Origin of the sequence: Nostoc sphaeroides (genome assembly GCF_003443655.1) — a bacterium.
GTDB classification, from domain to species: Bacteria; Cyanobacteriota; Cyanobacteriia; order Cyanobacteriales; family Nostocaceae; genus Nostoc; species Nostoc sphaeroides.
In genome coordinates, this window is the sequence record NZ_CP031941.1 from 5,108,993 (window position 1) to 5,125,618 (window position 16,626).

14 protein-coding genes are annotated in these 16,626 nt (G+C 41.8%); 6 read left to right on the plus strand and 8 right to left on the minus strand.

Annotation, left to right across the window (positions count from 1 at the left end; genetic code table 11):
- Window positions 1–188: 188 nt before the first annotated feature.
- A complete protein-coding gene (locus D1367_RS22685) occupies window positions 189–566 on the minus strand; it encodes a hypothetical protein (protein WP_118171624.1) in 378 nt (125 codons plus the stop codon).
- A gap of 129 nt (window positions 567–695) precedes the next feature.
- Between D1367_RS22685 and D1367_RS22690 the strand changes: the two genes are divergently transcribed.
- Window positions 696–884, plus strand: coding sequence for a hypothetical protein (locus D1367_RS22690; RefSeq protein ID WP_114085552.1), 189 nt, complete (start codon window positions 696–698; stop codon window positions 882–884).
- Between the two features lie 893 nt (window positions 885–1,777).
- On the opposite strand, the gene D1367_RS22700 is transcribed toward D1367_RS22690, so the two are convergent.
- Entirely contained in the window at window positions 1,778–2,680 is a 903-nt protein-coding gene (locus tag D1367_RS22700; protein ID WP_118168380.1) for a S1 RNA-binding domain-containing protein, read from the minus strand.
- A gap of 101 nt (window positions 2,681–2,781) precedes the next feature.
- Complete coding sequence (locus D1367_RS22705; protein WP_118168382.1) at window positions 2,782–3,522, minus strand: dienelactone hydrolase family protein; 741 nt, start codon at window positions 3,520–3,522, stop codon at window positions 2,782–2,784.
- A gap of 280 nt (window positions 3,523–3,802) precedes the next feature.
- On the opposite strand from D1367_RS22705, the gene D1367_RS22710 reads away from it, so the two are divergent.
- Together D1367_RS22710 and D1367_RS22715 are read left to right on the plus strand one after the other, a co-directional pair.
- Entirely contained in the window at window positions 3,803–4,786 is a 984-nt protein-coding gene (locus D1367_RS22710; protein ID WP_118168384.1) for a GntR family transcriptional regulator, read from the plus strand.
- Window positions 4,787–4,907: 121 nt separating this feature from the next.
- Window positions 4,908–5,495: a Uma2 family endonuclease gene (locus D1367_RS22715; protein ID WP_118168386.1), complete on the plus strand. Its 588-nt coding sequence runs from the start codon at window positions 4,908–4,910 to the stop codon at window positions 5,493–5,495.
- 295 nt (window positions 5,496–5,790) lie between these two features.
- Here the strand turns inward: D1367_RS22715 and D1367_RS22720 are convergent, their stop codons facing one another.
- The 4 genes from D1367_RS22720 to tig all read right to left on the minus strand — a co-directional run bounded on the left by D1367_RS22720 (window position 5,791) and on the right by tig (window position 10,662).
- Entirely contained in the window at window positions 5,791–6,711 is a 921-nt protein-coding gene (locus D1367_RS22720; protein WP_118168388.1) for an alpha/beta fold hydrolase, read from the minus strand.
- A gap of 128 nt (window positions 6,712–6,839) precedes the next feature.
- Entirely contained in the window at window positions 6,840–8,180 is a 1,341-nt protein-coding gene (clpX, locus tag D1367_RS22725; protein ID WP_114085547.1) for an ATP-dependent protease ATP-binding subunit ClpX, read from the minus strand.
- A 9-nt stretch (window positions 8,181–8,189) separates the two neighbouring features.
- Window positions 8,190–8,888, minus strand: coding sequence for an ATP-dependent Clp endopeptidase proteolytic subunit ClpP (gene clpP, locus D1367_RS22730; RefSeq protein ID WP_118168390.1), 699 nt, complete (start codon window positions 8,886–8,888; stop codon window positions 8,190–8,192).
- A gap of 334 nt (window positions 8,889–9,222) precedes the next feature.
- Window positions 9,223–10,662 carry a trigger factor gene (gene tig / locus D1367_RS22735; RefSeq protein WP_118168392.1) on the minus strand — a complete coding sequence of 480 codons (1,440 nt, stop codon included), beginning with the start codon at window positions 10,660–10,662 and terminating at the stop codon, window positions 9,223–9,225.
- Between the two features lie 836 nt (window positions 10,663–11,498).
- Between tig and D1367_RS22740 the strand changes: the two genes are divergently transcribed.
- From D1367_RS22740 to D1367_RS22750, 3 genes are all read left to right on the plus strand, one after another.
- Complete coding sequence (locus tag D1367_RS22740) at window positions 11,499–12,542, plus strand: aspartate-semialdehyde dehydrogenase (protein WP_118171625.1); 1,044 nt, start codon at window positions 11,499–11,501, stop codon at window positions 12,540–12,542.
- 133 nt (window positions 12,543–12,675) lie between these two features.
- The gene (dapA, locus tag D1367_RS22745) at window positions 12,676–13,560 is read left to right on the plus strand and encodes a 4-hydroxy-tetrahydrodipicolinate synthase (RefSeq protein ID WP_118168393.1); all 885 of its coding nucleotides are present in this window, start codon (window positions 12,676–12,678) and stop codon (window positions 13,558–13,560) included.
- Between the two features lie 279 nt (window positions 13,561–13,839).
- Complete coding sequence (locus tag D1367_RS22750) at window positions 13,840–15,612, plus strand: ribonuclease J (RefSeq protein ID WP_118168395.1); 1,773 nt, start codon at window positions 13,840–13,842, stop codon at window positions 15,610–15,612.
- 213 nt (window positions 15,613–15,825) lie between these two features.
- Here D1367_RS22750 and D1367_RS22755 read toward each other — a convergent pair whose 3' ends face one another.
- Window positions 15,826–16,227, minus strand: coding sequence for a hypothetical protein (locus tag D1367_RS22755; protein ID WP_118168398.1), 402 nt, complete (start codon window positions 16,225–16,227; stop codon window positions 15,826–15,828).
- Window positions 16,228–16,626 lie beyond the last annotated feature (399 nt).

Here is a 16,626-nt window from a genome sequence, read left to right on the forward strand (position 1 = left end):
GAGCCGCTTTTAATTTGCATTTCCAGCCAGAGGCTGGAAACGAGACTTTAAAGGAGTTTTAGCTTAAGTTGACACCAATGGGGGTTAGGTCTTTATTAGCCAATAAGTCACACCTTATTTATCTTAATCTCAAAAAATTATCCCCCACATCTTTGTAAATGCAGGGGATAGGGTAAATGAGATTAGTTTTACTGGCTCAACAAGTTAACAGCTTGTTCAAGCGACATCTTAGCCTTGTGCAAATTCAGCAGGTTCTCCTGGTCGTATCGGTCAGGATAGCTCATTTTCCTGCCCTCCAAAGTTATCCGAATTAGTGCTGCTTGCTCATCTGTGGGTGAATTCATCTCTTCTATAGCAGAACTGATTATCTGGATAGCGTTAAAGTTAGGGAATTTTAACCCTTTACCTTGCTTCATTTGTTGCAGCGCTAAAAGTGGAAATGCCATCAGAGTTACGATGTACGAGGTTTTGTATCCTGCATTCCCGGTTGGTTTAATGCCGTATCTACGACACAAGTCGCGTAATTCTTTAATAGTCTTGATTTCAAGTTCGGAACGCGTGAACATAAAATAGTAGTGTCCATTTTTGAAATTGGATATTGGTGGTTGTACTTCCGGCAAGTTGTAGCAACCACCAAAAAACAATTTAATCTGCTGCCTACCAGTGATTCAGCTTATATTTATATTTCTACATAAATGCCTAACCCTAAAGGTCATTCAGAAAATTTAAAACCATTTAAATCAGAGAGGGAAGAACCTTTAAGTGAGCGTCTTAACTTACGTGTTACCAAAACTATGAAGGAAGAACTATCTACCAAGGATGATCCTCCAGAATTTTGCCGTCGTGCAATCCAGGAAGCGTTAGATAAAGATAGAGAAAAGTAATCTCAAAGGGATAGTTGTTACAAGTGGGTGAATTACTGGAATGAGTCAGTAATTAAGCATGTTGAAAAAGCAATATGCTTGATTGCTTGCGGAAAACACTGAAATTAGTAAGTAAAAGCTACTTTTACTTGCGGAAAACACCAAAATGAGAAAGCAAACTGGGGTTTGAGAAAGTAAAAGCTCCTTTTGCTTGCGGAAAACACCAAAATGAGAAAGCAAACTGGGGTTTGAGAAAGTAAAAGCTCCTTTTGCTTGCGGAAAACACTGAAATGAGAAAGCAAACTGGGGTTTGAGAAAGTAAAAGCTTATTTTGAGTAAGTCAAATGCCATTTTGCTTATTAAATTCGACTTGATCAATTTTTTCGATGCATTAACTAGCTAATGGCAAAGACCCGATAAATCGCCGTCTCTACAATAATCAGTCCTTTGTAGAGACGGCGATTTATCGCGTCTCCTGCCTTAACCGAACCGTATTGTGAGTGTTGATGTGATAACAAAATCCAGGTTGCAAATTTCGGGGTAAGCGAGTCATGAAGTCAGACAAATTCTTATTTAGTCCTCTTGAGAGGACTTTCGCTATTAGCCGTAGGTTTCTAACCTATGGCGGGTGATGGATTCAAATGTGAGATTGTGGATTAAGTCATTGCAAAATGTGACATTGCCCACACGTCCGCCTCAGAATAAATTCTGCGGCTCATAGCGAAAGTCATCTAAAGCTGACTGAAATTCTTGTTTTACCCGCATTTACCGCCAGAGGCTAGAAAGAAGCTTGAAAAAAGTTTTCCCAATTTAAAATCCCCCTACATCTTTGTAGATGCAGGGGGAGTATTAACAATTCAAAATTGTTTCAGATGGGTATTTAAACCCTTTGTGCAAGCAGCCCACCTCAAGAACTATTCAGCAGCTTTGTTATTAGCTCTATTAGCCCGCGCCTCAGCCGAAGCCATCACCTCATCCATATTCTCTAACACTTCGCCAGGGAAGTTTTCCAAAACTCTGGTAGAAAGAGCAACCCGCCCTTTACCCTCATCCAAGTCAATAATTACAGCTTTAATTGACTGACCAACTTGAAATACCTTTTCTAATGAGTCGATGAATTTTTGGCTTACCTGCTTGATATGAAGCAAAGCCCCCATACCATTTAAATCCACAAACACACCAAAAGGTTTGATACCAGTAACTTTACCTTCCACCAGTTGACCTAGTTCTAATAAGCTGAAGTTGCTAGAACGAGTTGCTAAACGCTGGGAAAGGATGAGTTTGTTGGTGTTTTTATTGATTTCCAAAAAGCCCACAGTCAGATTTTGACCTTTGAGAGCTTCTAAATTATCACGCTCTGCCAGGTGCGATCGCGGAATAAACCCCCGCAAAGAAAGAATATCGACGGTGACACCACCTTTATTCACACCCATAACCCGAACTTGCACAGTCTGAGCATTCTCCTGCATTTCGGCCAATCGTTCCCAGATGTGCTGAATTTCCAACTGCTTTCGAGAAAGGGTGACTTGACCTTCTGCATCCTGATCTCGGATAATTAAAAACTGCATATCCTCTTGCAATGGCAGCACCTCCGATAAATCGGTAACTGCTCTCAAAGAAGCCTCATCGCGCGGCAGAAAAGCTGACGACTTGCCACCAATATCGACATAAGCTCCATCATGGTCAAGTTGGAACACTTTGCCATGTACAACCTGTCCCTTTTGAAACTGGTAGTCATGTTTTTCTAATGCTTTGGCAAAATCGTCCATTGTAAACGGCGAATTGGCTGTTTGAGAAAGTTTCGATTCGGAATTCATGACTTTTGAAGATTAATTGTTATTTGATATGGTGCAACTGGAGTTTAGATTGTCATTAGTCACTTGTCATTAGTCATTTGTCCTTTGCTAATGACTAATGACTAATTCAGTTGACTAAAGAGTTGTTGGACTTGCTCCCAAGCATCAGCAGCAGCTTTAGGATTATAACTGGCACGACGGTCACAGAAAAATCCGTGATCAGCTCCATCGTAGCGAAACACACGATGAGGAATTTTATATTTTTCTAATTCTGCTTCAATCTCATCTACTTGTTTGGGTGGGATGCTAGCATCTTCTCTACCAAAGAAGGCATAGAGAGTGCCTGGAATTTCTTTGGTACGGGTAACAGTGGGAGCTACACCTCCTGGTGTGCGAGTCGTAATTCCAGCACCGTAGAAGGAAGCCGTAGCTTTAATATCTGGTAAGGTAGCTGCAAGATATGCGACATGACCACCAAAGCAGAAGCCAATACAAGCAAAACTATCTTTTTTGACTTGAGGCAGATTTTTCAGGTAGTCAATTGCTAATTGAATATCGCTTAATAACTCTGAGGCTTTAGTTTGGATCGCGTAACTTCTGCCCGTTTCAATATCTTCGGGTGTGTATCCGGTTTCAAAGCCAGGAGCAGTCCGTTGAAAAAGTGCAGGTGCGATCGCTACATATCCAAGTTTGGCAATCCGTTCTGTCACATCCCGAATGTGAACGTTAACACCAAAAATCTCCTGTAATACCACCACTCCTGGGTAAGTTCCAGCTTCTTTTGGCTCTGCCAAATAAGCTGAAATTTGAATATTATCTTGCAAAAGATTAACCGTTGTGGTAATTATTGCTTGCTCTGTCATAATAATTTTTACCAGTGCTATATGATTAACCGTGTGTTTATTTGATATAACTATGCCAGTATGTCCAGGCTATTTCCATTTAAATTATCAATTACCAATAGGAGCGCATTAGAAATTTGTACCAGAAAAACTTCATGTGTAAATAAAATATTTGACATGTAGCAGATACAGCTGGTCAGTAAAAGAGTGTTGAGTTAAAAGTGCTGAGTAGGAAAGCAACACTTAAATACTCCCCACTCCCCACTCCCCACTCCCCACTCAGTATTCAGGAGGTTTGCTGATGATTCAATTCCGTATTCAGCCAGACAGCGAAATTCCCGCATCAACCCAGCTGTTTAATCAAATCCGGTTTGCGATCGCTTCTCGGCAATATCCCCCTGCTTACAAATTGCCAAGCACAAGGGCATTAGCAATGCAAACTGGGTTACACCGTAATACCATAAGCAAAGTTTACCGTCAACTAGAAGAAGACGGATTTGTTGAAAGTATGGCTGGTTCAGGAATTTATGTTCGTCCCCAAGGTCATGAGGGCGGTAGCAGGCTGCAATCACCAATTCTCAAACAAAATCCTGATGCATATCAAGTTGTCCAAAAAGCACTCGATGATTTGCTCACTCAAGGATGTTCACTCAATCAAGCCAGAGAGCTATTTTTAGCAGAAATTGACTGGCGCTTGCGTTGTAGTGCGCGGGTACTGGTTGCAGTTCCATCTTATGATATGGGTGCTGGTGAGTTGATGGTCTATGAATTAGAGCGATCGCTAAAAATACCAGTCCAGTTGGTAGCAATGGAAGAATTAACTGCTGTGTTAGATAAAACTACCTCTGCGACAGTAGTTACCAGTCGGTATTTTATCAGTAATGTGGAAGCGATCGCAGCTCCTAAAGCTGCACGGGTAATTCCTCTCGATATCTACGACTACAGCAAAGAACTCAGCCTCTTGAAAACTCTACCAAAAGAAAACTGTGTAGGTATAGTTAGCCTCAGTTCCGGGATTGCACGAGCAGCAGAAGTCATCCTCCACGGTTTACGAGGAGATGAACTATTAGTGATGACTTCGCAACCAAAAGATGCTTATAAACTTCAGGCAATGGTTAAACGGGCTGAAGTAATCATAACCGATCAAGCCAGTTTTGCGGCAGTCCAAGCAGCCGTGCAAGCATGTGATGAAGATATTATTCGTCCACCAAAGCTGATTAAGGTTGAAAATTATATAGGTACTAACTCAATTAACTTGCTAAAACGAGAACTGGGTTTGAGTTAACCTAAAAATAGTAAATAAGTTTGTAGTAAGGACTTTAGTCCTTGTTTTTAGCACAAAGCGTGCTTAAAACGTACCAGGCATTGCTGTCAATTATCCAATAAAGGAACTACTAAGAGGCGATATGAGTATCCCACTTCTAGACCATCCCATAGAAGAAAAACTAGTGACCGTCGCAGATGTTTCTTGGGAGGAATTTAAAGGTATTGAAGCACAGTTAAAAGACAACCGCAATGTCCGACTCTCCTATTTGTCAGGAATATTAGAAATTATGTCGCCCATTGGTGAAAAACATGAGTACGTGAAAAGAACTCTCGGCTACTTGCTAGAAGCTTACATGAGAGAGTTGGGAATCCGGTTCTACGGTCGTGGTGGTTTTACTCTAGAAGAACCTGGGTATGCTTCTGGTACACCCGATGAGTCTTACAGCATTAATACAAAAGCAGAAGTTCCTGACATTGTTATTGAAGTTATTGTTACTAGTGGCACCATTAATCGAAAAGAGTTATACAAACCCAAGAAAGTCCCTGAAGTTTGGTTCTGGAAATCTGACCAGATAAAGATATTCCGTTTAAATGCGACTGGCGAGTATGAAGAAGTAAACCGTAGTGGTTTCTTCCCGAATTTAGACCCAGCTTTGTTGCTGCAATATATCGGATATCCTGACCAGTACGACGCTATTGCCGAATTTGTGCAGGCTATCCGAAAATAACATTAGAATTCTTTTGTCTCACCGATAATCCTCAAACAAGCTTGGGTAAGAGTGCCATTTGTTTATCTGGAGAGAATTGTCCCTGGAGATAAATACTGTAACTAGAATTGCACCTCGACCTTTTAAACCTGCAATGACATTTTTCGATATGACTAAAGAACAATTCTTTGCGACGGCAGTTGTTTCTCCCAAGGGGAGACGCTACGCGAACAAGTCGGGAAACCCGCCCAACGCACTGCCTCGCCTTTGTGTGAGGCTAATTCATACTTTTAATCAGCAACGCCGGAAAAATAAGTTAACTCGCTTGCGGCTGTGCGGTGTTAATTCGCAAAAACTCTTGTACCCGTTGCAAGTAAGTTGACGCATCTTCCAACATCGGGAAATGCGCTGTGTTAGGAATCATCACAAATTCCACTTTGTCACTCAATGCAGCTGCTTGACGCCCCATCTCGGCTGGAATAATCTTGTCATACTCCCCTGCTACGAGTAGAGTCGGTACTGTTAGCTTGGCAAACTCTTGGGGCATCACTTCAGATTGAGCCTTACTGACTGAAGTAAAAATTGTTCCTAAAGCCGCATCGTAATCTGCTTCGAGAAAATCTTCCAAAAAAGCTTGCCGCTCAGAATGTGGTATGGAACTATGCAGAAATCTGGCCATAAACATTTGGTCAACAAATGGAATTTTGCTTAACCACTTGGGGCGGAATTTAACTACATAGCCACCAAATTTATGAAAAGCACTAAAGGATTTTTCATCGTACTCAAAAACGCCGCTACAGGTTAAAATTCCTCGTTCCACTCGTTGGGGGTAGCGGTTAAAAAATAAAGTAGCAACAGACGCACCCATCGAGTGAGCATTGATATAAACACGCTGAAGATGCAACCCATCTAACAAAGCTGCCAAATCATCAGCGTATTCCTCTAATTCATAAGTTAATTCTCTAATTGCCTCTGATTCTTCCTGGAGAGACTCAGATTCGGCAACAGCTTCACTTGCTTCGGCTATGGTTGGCTTTCCACCAGAACGGCCAAATCCCCGCATATCGTAGAGTAAACAATCAAATTGCTCAGATAAAGCATTCGCGGTATTTTGCCAATACCTAGCCGAACCAGCCCAGCCGTGCATGAAAATCATCACTGGTTTTACCAAAGAACCAGATGGTTTTTTCACCCATTCGTAGTAATGCTCAACGCCACGAACTTTAATATAAGGCATTAGTCATTAATCCTTTGTCAGTTGTCATTAGTCATTTTTCATTGGTACATAGTTATTATTCCTTAGTTTTTGCCTAATGACTAATGACCAATACTTCGACTACGCTCAGTACAATTGACTAATGACTATTAGGCTGATTCTGGCTTCGGTAGTGAAGATGGATGTATTATCAGTTCAGCAGTCGATCGCTTCTCGACCATTTCCCGTGTTACTGTACAGCGTGTCACATCCTTACGGGATGGTAACTCATACATTACATCCAACATTAGTTCTTCGACAATACCACGTAATGCTCTCGCACCAGTTTTACGGCGGTAGGCTTCTTGAGCGATCGCTCGTAAAGCATCTGGTTTAAAATCTAACTGGACATTATCCATCTTCAGCAGTTTTTGATACTGCTTCACTAAGGCGCTGCGTGGTTGGGTGAGAATCGCCATCAACGCTTCTTCGTCTAGCGGATCTACTACTGCTACCATTGGCACGCGCCCAATAAATTCGGGAATCATGCCAAATTTTACTAGATCATCTGGTGCTAGATGGCGGAGAGTATCTGCTGCCCGTTTTTCCTTCGTTTGTCCTTCTCCAGGTTGCACAAAGCCTATTGCTTTTTTGCCAACTCTCTGATCCACAACCTTTTCTAAGCCTACGAAAGCACCACCACAGACGAACAAAATATTACTTGTATCAATCTGGATGCAGTCTTGATAGGGATGCTTACGCCCTCCTTGGGGTGGTACATTGGCGATCGTTCCCTCTAACATTTTCAGCAAAGCTTGCTGCACGCCTTCGCCAGAAACATCGCGGGTAATTGACGGGTTCTCACTCTTGCGAGCAATTTTGTCAATTTCATCAATGTAGATAATTCCTCGCTGCGCTTCCTCTATATCCAAATCTGCCACCTGTAACAGTCGCAGCAAGATATTTTCCACATCTTCTCCCACATACCCCGCTTCTGTCAGCGTCGTAGCATCAGCGACGGCAAAGGGTACATCCAGGATTTTCGCTAGGGTTTGCGCTAAAAGAGTTTTGCCGCAACCAGTCGGGCCAATTAACAAAATGTTGGACTTTTGCAGTTCTACAGCATCATCAGCCCCACCTTTGCCACTGGCTTTAGACTGAATCACCGCCAACCGCTTGTAGTGATTGTAAACAGCTACTGACAGGACTTTCTTGGCTTCGTCTTGACCAATAACGTGTTCATCTAGATACTTTTTAATCTCTCTTGGCTTGGGTATTTGATTAAACGAAATACTAGAAGATTGAGTCCGCCGTTTTTGAGGTGGTTCTGCTCTTGGTGCCGGTTGTGCTGCCGCACCATTGGTATCGAGTAACTCCTCGTCTAGTATTTCATTACACAAATCAACGCATTCATCGCATATGTAGACTCCCGGCCCCGCGATTAATTTACGCACCTGCTCTTGAGACTTGCCGCAAAATGAACATTTTAAATGGGAGTCGTACTTAGACATACCAGCCTCTTATTTCAGAATGGTGACGTTCTCCCCTGCTGTGGGAAGATTTTGCCTGGAAATGACCTGATCAATCAAACCGTAGTTCTTGGCTTCTTCTGCCGACATGAAAAAGTCGCGCTCAGTATCTGCTTCAATTCTTTCTATGGGTTGACCAGTATGATGAGCCATTAACTCATTCAACTTAGCCTTAATGTAAAGAATTTCTCTGGCTTGAATTTCAATGTCAATGGCTTGACCTTGAGCGCCACCAAGTGGTTGGTGAATCATAATCCGGGAGTCGGGCAGAGACATTCGCTTACCGGCAGCCCCTGCTGTCAACAAAAATGCCCCCATGCTCGCGGCTAATCCAAAACAGATGGTAACAACATCAGGGCGAATTTGTTGTATTGTATCATAGATTGCCATGCCTGCGTAGACCGAGCCGCCGGGAGAATTAACATACAATTGGATGTCTTTTTCTGAGTCTTCGGCGTCTAGGAATAACAACTGAGCCACGATTGAGTTGGCTACAGTATCATCTATTGGCGTTCCCAAAAAGATAATCCGCTCTCGCAGCAGGCGGGAGTAGATGTCGAAAGCCCTTTCTCCCATGCCAGACTGTTCTACCACCATCGGTACGATGTTGCTAGGGCTGCTCAACTGGGAGTTAATGTTTATTCGACTTTGGTTGCTGATGGGGTTATTTGCCGACTGCGATACAAGCATACAAGCTTTCTTTGACGATAATTTAGGACAGATGTTTCAGCAGCAGATGCTGCCTTTTCGACGAATGGGATTTTTATAAATACGTGTTAACCATTATGCCTCATATAATTTCCTCTCGTGCAACACAGTATCAAGCTCAGGCAATAACATATGTCACAATTTGCTGAAAATTCATTAATTCTTTAATTATCTGTCTTCAATCCCTAATTTTTCAGGAGTTAAGAGTTATGGGGCATTGGTTATTTCTCCCCCTGCTCCCTCATCTCCTTTACCTTACCCATTTCACCAGTACTTTAACTCAGAACTGGTGAATTGATGGCTGTGGGATTTTTAATTATCCTTCTGTGACTTCTGTTGAAGCTTCGCTGGTTTCTTCCTCTGTCTGGGGTGCATCAGCATCAGCATCTGATTCTGCGTCTTCCTTTTCCTCTATGGGATTCAACGAGCCTTCAGGTACAAGTTCAACTGAGGAATGTTCTAAGAGCCAATCAACGATTTTTTCGGTTAATAGTTCGTTTTCCACGATTGAGCGCAGTTTCTCTTCATCAACGTCTTGCTCCTCTGGGTACTGTTCCAAAAGTTCGGTGACTCTGGTTGCGATTTCTTCTGGTGTTACCTGGATAGATTCGCGTTTACCCACTTCACGCAAGGACAAAGAGCGTTTGATGCGTTCAATTGCCTCAGGGCGCGATCGCTCCCGCAATTGAGGAATAATATCTTGAGTAAACAACTTCCTTACGTCCAATCCCTGCTGAGACAGCCGCATTGCTGTTTGCGTTAGCATTGCATCCACTTCTTGCTCAATCATGGTTGCTGGTAAGTCAACTTCTACGTGGTTGAGCAGTTCCGTTAACAATGCTTCCTGTTTATTTGTTTTTGTTTTGTCATCCGCCTCTTTTTGATATTGCTCGACCAAAGAAGCGCGTAACTCCTCTAAGGTTTCAAAATCGCTGATTTCTTGGGCGAAATCGTCATTTACTTCTGGTAATTCCTTTTCCTTCAGTTCTTTAAGTGTCACTGTGAAAGTTGCCGCTTTTCCAGCTAAATCTTCATTAGCATAAGGATCTGGGAACTGTGCCGCAATTTCTCTGGTTTCTTCAGGATTCATCCCGACTATTCCCGAAATAAAGCCTGGAATAAACTTATCTTCCTGCAACTCAACTTGAAAATCAGTTGCTTCGGCTCCGGGAATCGGTTCTAGTTCAGCTGTTTCGTCTTCGCCTTCACCTCTGGCGAACGAACCTTTAAAATCGACTACGGCAATATCACCGATTTGGGCTGCACGTCCTTCTACAGGAATTAATGTCGCCAATTCTTGACGTTCCTTGTCAAGGGTAGCGTCCACTCGTTCTGGCTCGTACTTGACTTCTTCAGCTTTAGCTTGTAAATCAGTGTACTGAACTAGATTCACTTCTGGTTCTACATCGACAGCAGCCGAAATCGTCAGAGGTTTTCCAGGTTCATAATTCTTAATCAAATCCTCAAAAGAGGAGCGTAATTGTGGCTGGCCTATTGCCGGGATAGCTTCTTGTTTAACCGCTTGCTCAATGCCGTCTTGAATTAATTCTTCCAGCGCTGCTGCCTTGATACGAGTTGTACCCAGCCGTTGTAGCAATATGGGCCGAGGTACCTTGCCTTTACGAAACCCAGGAATATTGGCAGTACTCGCTAAGTTTTTAATGACTTGTTCGTAAGTTTGCTTGGTAATTTCCGGCGTAATCTCTATTTCCAGGCCAATTTGGCTGGCGGGAAGTTTTTCCTGGGTAACTTTCATGCTTTGTCTCTAGTTTTCTGGTATTTTATACTCCAAGTACACACAAGATGCAATAATTGTTTGCGTTTATGGCTTGATGTGTCTTAAGGAAATGGGATGCCAAAAGGCTTTATGACATCCAAGGATGGATGTTTGTCCTGGGGCAAAGATCCAGTTTACTGCCAATCACCAAGGACTTGACATTTTACCTTCATAACAATTTAGTTAATGGGGGCATTGGGCATTAGTTATTCTTTCTCCTCCTGCTCCCTCATCCCCACTCCCCACTCCCTCTGAAACTTAGGAATTAATTATTTAGTGAGCTAACGCTGTGATATCCTGGTTCTCAGCGACTGGTTAGTACTCCCAAGTTAAAGTTATAGTATTGAGTCTAGCTATTATTAAGTTGTGATACAAGAGCGCATCTATTACCTAACCGTATAGCTCATTTTTATGTTGTGCTGGTTTTATCCATTGCCATCATAGTGTATTCATTTTGGTAAGCAACTTGGAAGCTAAGAGGTTCGTTGCCTTATAAGTGGGATGCTTATGAAACGGCTAAGTGCAGATATCTCCATTTTTCTGCTAAATGGCTGGTTGTTGTATAATAATATATAGTTTAAATCAATGGAAAAATTGGATAGCCATTGTTGTAGAGTGCAACATAACTTAAATTAGTAAATAACCAAAAAAATAAATGTATAAATATTTAGAGATTGACAGAAATAGACTAAATTAGAGATAAATATAAGCTTAATTGAAAATGTATTTCCAGGCTACGATCGCCATTTAAATATAAATAAATTTTCAAGTGTTCCAAGAAATTGCCAAAAAACCTCTTAAAGGAGGAAGTGAGTTTGTCTAAATCCTATCGTGTAGCTATTTTAGGGGCGACTGGTGCAGTTGGCACAGAGTTGCTGGAATTATTAGAAACCCGTAATTTTCCGATTGCTGACTTGAAGCTATTGGCATCAGAGCGGAGTGTCGGGCGATCGCTGCGGTTTAAAGGAGAAAATATCCCAATAGAGGCAGTGAGCGATCGCGCTTTTGAAAATGTCGATATAGTACTAGCTAGTGCGGGTGGTTCCACATCCAAAACTTGGGCAGCAATTGCCGTAGAAAAGGGCGCAGTGGTAATTGACAACTCCAGTGCCTTTCGCATGAACCCGGAAGTTCCCTTAGTAGTGCCAGAGGTGAATCCAGAAGCCGCAGCTAATCACCAAGGCATTATTGCCAACCCCAACTGCACGACAATTTTAATGGCAGTGGCAGTATGGCCATTGCATAAAATCAAACCAGTGCAACGCATCGTAGCTGCAACCTACCAATCTGCTAGTGGTGCTGGTGCTAGAGCAATGGCAGAAGTCAAAAGGCAAACAAGCGCTATACTACAAGGACAGCCGCCAGTCGCTGAGGTATTGCCTTACCCATTGGCATTTAATTTATTTCCGCATAACTCACCATTAAACGATTTGGGTTATTGTGAAGAAGAAATGAAAATGGTCAACGAAACCCGAAAAATATTTGGTACGCAGCAAATCAGAATCACTGCGACCTGTATACGGGTTCCCGTACTCCGGGCCCATTCAGAAGCCATTAATTTAGAGTTTGAGACTCCCTTTAGTGCAAAGGAAGCCAGAGAGATTTTAAATTCCTCCCCTGGAGTCAAGTTGGTAGAAAATTGGGAAACTAACTATTTTCCGATGCCAATTGAAGCAACTGGTAAAGACGAAGTTTTCGTAGGAAGAATTCGTCAGGATATTTCTCATCCCTGTGGCTTGGAATTATGGTTGTGTGGTGACCAAATCCGCAAAGGCGCAGCATTAAATGCAGTACAAATCGCCGAATTGCTGGTAGAAAAAAATCTACTCAAACCTGCGAAAGCTTACGTTTCAAGCTAGTCATTAGTAAAAACAAACAACTAATGAAAAAGAGCAAATGTGCAAATTACTGTTGAAATAAATTTGCACATAGGTTATTACAATAGAAAACCACCAAGATATAAAAACATGGGTAATCAGGAGTGAAAACAGGGTGGGAGATTTTGGCAATGTTTTAACCGCTATGATTACGCCGTTTAAAGCAGACGGTAGTGTAGATTATGATGTAGCGGCAGAACTGGCAGCGCATCTAGCTAACAACGGAACAGATACATTGGTGGTGTGCGGCACAACTGGAGAATCCCCTACCCTAAGTTGGGATGAGGAATACCAGCTGTTTGTCGAGGTATTGCAGTCCGTGGCAGGAAAAGCCAAGGTGATCGCAGGTTGTGGTTCAAATTCTACCAAAGAAGCGATCGCAGCCACCGAAAAAGCGTCTAAAATAGGAGTACATGGTTCCTTACAAGTAGTCCCTTATTACAACAAACCGCCACAAGCGGGATTGGAAGCGCACTTTCAGGCCATAGCACAAGCCTGTCCCGACTTACCTTTGTTGTTATATAATGTCCCAGGTCGTACCGGACAAAACCTTCAGCCAGAAACAGTTGCCCGGTTAGCTGAGGTTAGCAATATTGTTGGAATTAAAGAATCCACTGGTAGTATAGATCAGGCAAGCGAAATTCGTCGCTTGACACCAAAAGAATTCCACATCTATTCTGGTGATGATTACATGACTTTGCCCTTGTTAGCGATCGGGGCGAAGGGCGTGGTAAGTGTGGCTTCTCATCTGGTAGGAAACCAACTACAGCAGATGATCCAAGCTTTTAGTGCGGGGCAAATTGAGGTAGCAAGCGAGATTCATCTCCAACTCTTCCCGTTGTTTAAAGCTTTATTTCTCACTTCAAATCCCATTCCAGTGAAAAAAGCACTGAAACTTCAAGGTTGGGAGGTTGGTTCAACTCGTCCGCCCCTATGTGAAGCTGATTTAGAAGTAAGTCAAAAGTTAGAAGCAGTTTTGAAAGAACTTAGTTTAATCTAGCCATCATCTGGTTAAGCGCTGGTAATCTGCTGCTTTATAAAGATACATATAAACAATGGTCATAATTGTTCATAAGTTGCAATTTAAAAATCTGTGTTAGGACTGATAGACATACTATAAATTCGTCAGTGTACAGTCGATTTTATTGAATAAAAAATTGAAATCTTCAATTAAAACTTGATTGCTTTGGGACTGAAGTAAGAGACAAATGATGTTGTCTTAAATACAAGTTCGTTAACTATCAACTAAATTAACCACAAGTAACAATCTAAGGAGAAAATGGCTAAAAACGAAGCTAATAATTCCGCCTTGAAAATTATTCCTTTGGGCGGTTTGCACGAAATTGGGAAAAATACCTGTCTTTTTGAGTATGACGATGAAATTATCCTGTTAGATGCAGGATTGGCTTTTCCCACAGAGGCGATGCATGGAGTAAATATTGTTCTGCCAGATACAACCTATCTGCGGGAAAATCGCCACAAAATTAAAGGGATGATCGTTACTCACGGTCATGAAGATCATATTGGCGGAATTGCTTTCCATCTCAAGCAATTTGATATCCCTGTGATTTATGGGCCCAGACTAGCAATGGCAATGCTAGAGGGTAAATTAGAAGAAGCAGGAGTGCGCGATCGCACAGAAATCAGAACAGTTCTACCACGCGATGTGGTGCGGATTGGCAAAAACTTTTTAGTTGAATATATCCGTAATACCCACTCCATTGCTGATAGTTTCACTGTTGCCATTCACACTCCCCTTGGTGTAGTCATTCACACAGGGGATTTTAAAATTGATCACACCCCAGTGGATGGTGAAAAGTTTGATTTGCAAAGGTTAGCAGAACATGGTGAAAAAGGCGTTCTTTGCCTTCTAAGTGATTCCACTAACGCTGAGATACCAGGGTTTACACCTTCGGAACGTTCAGTTTATCCCAATCTAGAGAGAGTATTTAGTCAAGCTACTGGGCGATTATTCGTCACTACCTTTGCTTCTAGCGTCCATCGCATCAACATGATTTTGGATATCGCTAAGAAGCAAAACCGTGTAGTAACGATTGTCGGGCGTTCCATGCTGAACTTGATTGCTCATGCCCGCAATTTAGGTTACATCAAGTGTGAAGATAATCTGCTGCAACCGTTGCACGCAGTCCGCAATCTCCCTGATGAAAAAGTACTAATTTTAACTACAGGTTCTCAGGGTGAAACGATGGCAGCAATGACTCGCATTGCTAACAAGGAACATCCTCACATTAAAATCCGCGAAGGAGATACAGTAGTATTCTCTGCTAACCCAATTCCCGGAAATACGATCGCAGTAGTCAACACCATTGATAAATTGATGATTCAGGGAGCGAAAGTGGTCTATGGTCGGGATAAAGGGATTCACGTCTCTGGTCACGGCTGTCAGGAAGAACAAAAGTTGATGATTGCCTTAACTCGACCCAAGTTCTTTGTGCCATTTCACGGCGAACATCGGATGCTAGTGAAGCACGCAGAAACGGCTCAGAGTATGGGCATTCCCGCAGAAAATATGATCATTATTCAGAATGGTGATATTGTCGAACTGACTGAAGATGCCATTCGCGTCGCTGGGAAAGTGCCATCTGGTATCGAATTGGTAGATACTACCAGTTCGGGTATGGTAAGTGCCAAAGTCCTGCAAGAACGGCAACGCATGGCTTCAGAAGGCATTATTACGATCGCAGCTGCTATTGATTGGAATGGTAAACTGTTGGCAAAACCAGAAGTTCACCTACGGGGTGTAGTTACCAGTGTAGAGCGATCGCTCCTACAAACCTGGGTCAAACAACGGATTGAAGAAATCTTAACTGTGCGCTGGACAGAATTTGCTCCTGGGGAAGGTCAAGCAGCAGATATAGACTGGGGTGGATTGCAAGGAACTTTAGAACGAGAATTGCAACGTTCCATCCGTCGAGAATTGCAATGTCAGCCATCTGTGACTTTGTTAATGCAAATCCCTGATGAGCCACCTGTAAAAGTTGCTGATGGGAGAAGACGCCGCACTCGGACTGCTGCTCAGGTAGCATCATAGAGAATTTAGAATAAACTAATTAGGGTGTGTTAAAGCTTTTTAACACACCAAATTGTTAAAAAATAATGCTGCGTTAAAACTTTTTCTAACGCATCATTAACGCATAACTTAGTTTAAAATGATGACTGCTTATATTAAAAACGTCATCAAAGCTTTAATCATGATATTTAATTATTGGTCAATTAAATTTATTCAAGTTGTAAATATAATTGATTATTTCATATTTTCCATTATTTCTTCACAGATACTTGGATTTTGACTATACATATCACTTCTACAAAAGTACTTAAACTGATCGGTCATGCTTATGATTACTTCTGCTTGAGGTACTGGAACTTCGTAACTTTTTATAGGTTTATAAAGCTTATCTACTACTCTCGTTTTATAGGCTGAAAAACCCTGTACAAATAACATACTCTGTCTTGCTTCCTTACAGGTTCTTGTAGATTTTTCAGTTTTTCCAGCAGAATAATTATAAGTAAAATTAAAAATTTGAGTAGTTAATAAAGAATCCTTCCTACATAAATAATCGGTAATAGCATCAGCTTGAACAACAACTATATTGTCTATGGATATTCCTTCTCTCTGTTGATCAAAACGACCTCTGTAAACCATCTCGTTCTTTTTTTGAGGAATTTTAATTGCAAAGTTGAATTTAGAAACAAATAATGAAGGTTAAAAATTGAACATTAGGATTCAGTGAGCAGTACGGAAGTTATACGAGCTATTTCATTCTCATCTAGCCCGCCTCAGAATAAATTCTGAGGCTAATAGCAAAAGTCGTCTAAAGACGACTAATAAAGGCTTTTAGTCGTCTTTAGACGACTTGGGCTATTAGCCCGGAACTTTAGTTCTGGGCGGTTTATCTTAGAACGAAATAGCCCTGATCATGGGCGACTTATATTATGCAGAAATTGAGGAATATACTCAGATCACTACAAAAACAACTGCTCACAATTATTAAATATTTGATGGCGCTAATTGGACTGATTGCGATCACCTAAGTATTGCAAT

Excerpts from the sequence above, each read along its gene's own strand:
- D1367_RS22715 (WP_118168386.1), top strand. The coding sequence starts at position 4,908 with ATGAGTATCCCACTTCTAGACCATCCCATAGAAGAAAAACTAGTGACC.
- D1367_RS22685 (WP_118171624.1), bottom strand. The coding sequence starts at position 566 with ATGTTCACGCGTTCCGAACTTGAAATCAAGACTATTAAAGAATTACGC.
- tig (WP_118168392.1), bottom strand. The coding sequence starts at position 10,662 with ATGAAAGTTACCCAGGAAAAACTTCCCGCCAGCCAAATTGGCCTGGAA.
- D1367_RS22750 (WP_118168395.1), top strand. The coding sequence starts at position 13,840 with ATGGCTAAAAACGAAGCTAATAATTCCGCCTTGAAAATTATTCCTTTG.
- D1367_RS22690 (WP_114085552.1), top strand. The coding sequence starts at position 696 with ATGCCTAACCCTAAAGGTCATTCAGAAAATTTAAAACCATTTAAATCA.
- clpX (WP_114085547.1), bottom strand. The coding sequence starts at position 8,180 with ATGTCTAAGTACGACTCCCATTTAAAATGTTCATTTTGCGGCAAGTCT.
- D1367_RS22755 (WP_118168398.1), bottom strand. The coding sequence starts at position 16,227 with ATGGTTTACAGAGGTCGTTTTGATCAACAGAGAGAAGGAATATCCATA.
- clpP (WP_118168390.1), bottom strand. The coding sequence starts at position 8,888 with ATGCTTGTATCGCAGTCGGCAAATAACCCCATCAGCAACCAAAGTCGA.
- D1367_RS22705 (WP_118168382.1), bottom strand. The coding sequence starts at position 3,522 with ATGACAGAGCAAGCAATAATTACCACAACGGTTAATCTTTTGCAAGAT.
- D1367_RS22700 (WP_118168380.1), bottom strand. The coding sequence starts at position 2,680 with ATGAATTCCGAATCGAAACTTTCTCAAACAGCCAATTCGCCGTTTACA.
- D1367_RS22710 (WP_118168384.1), top strand. The coding sequence starts at position 3,803 with ATGATTCAATTCCGTATTCAGCCAGACAGCGAAATTCCCGCATCAACC.
- D1367_RS22720 (WP_118168388.1), bottom strand. The coding sequence starts at position 6,711 with ATGCCTTATATTAAAGTTCGTGGCGTTGAGCATTACTACGAATGGGTG.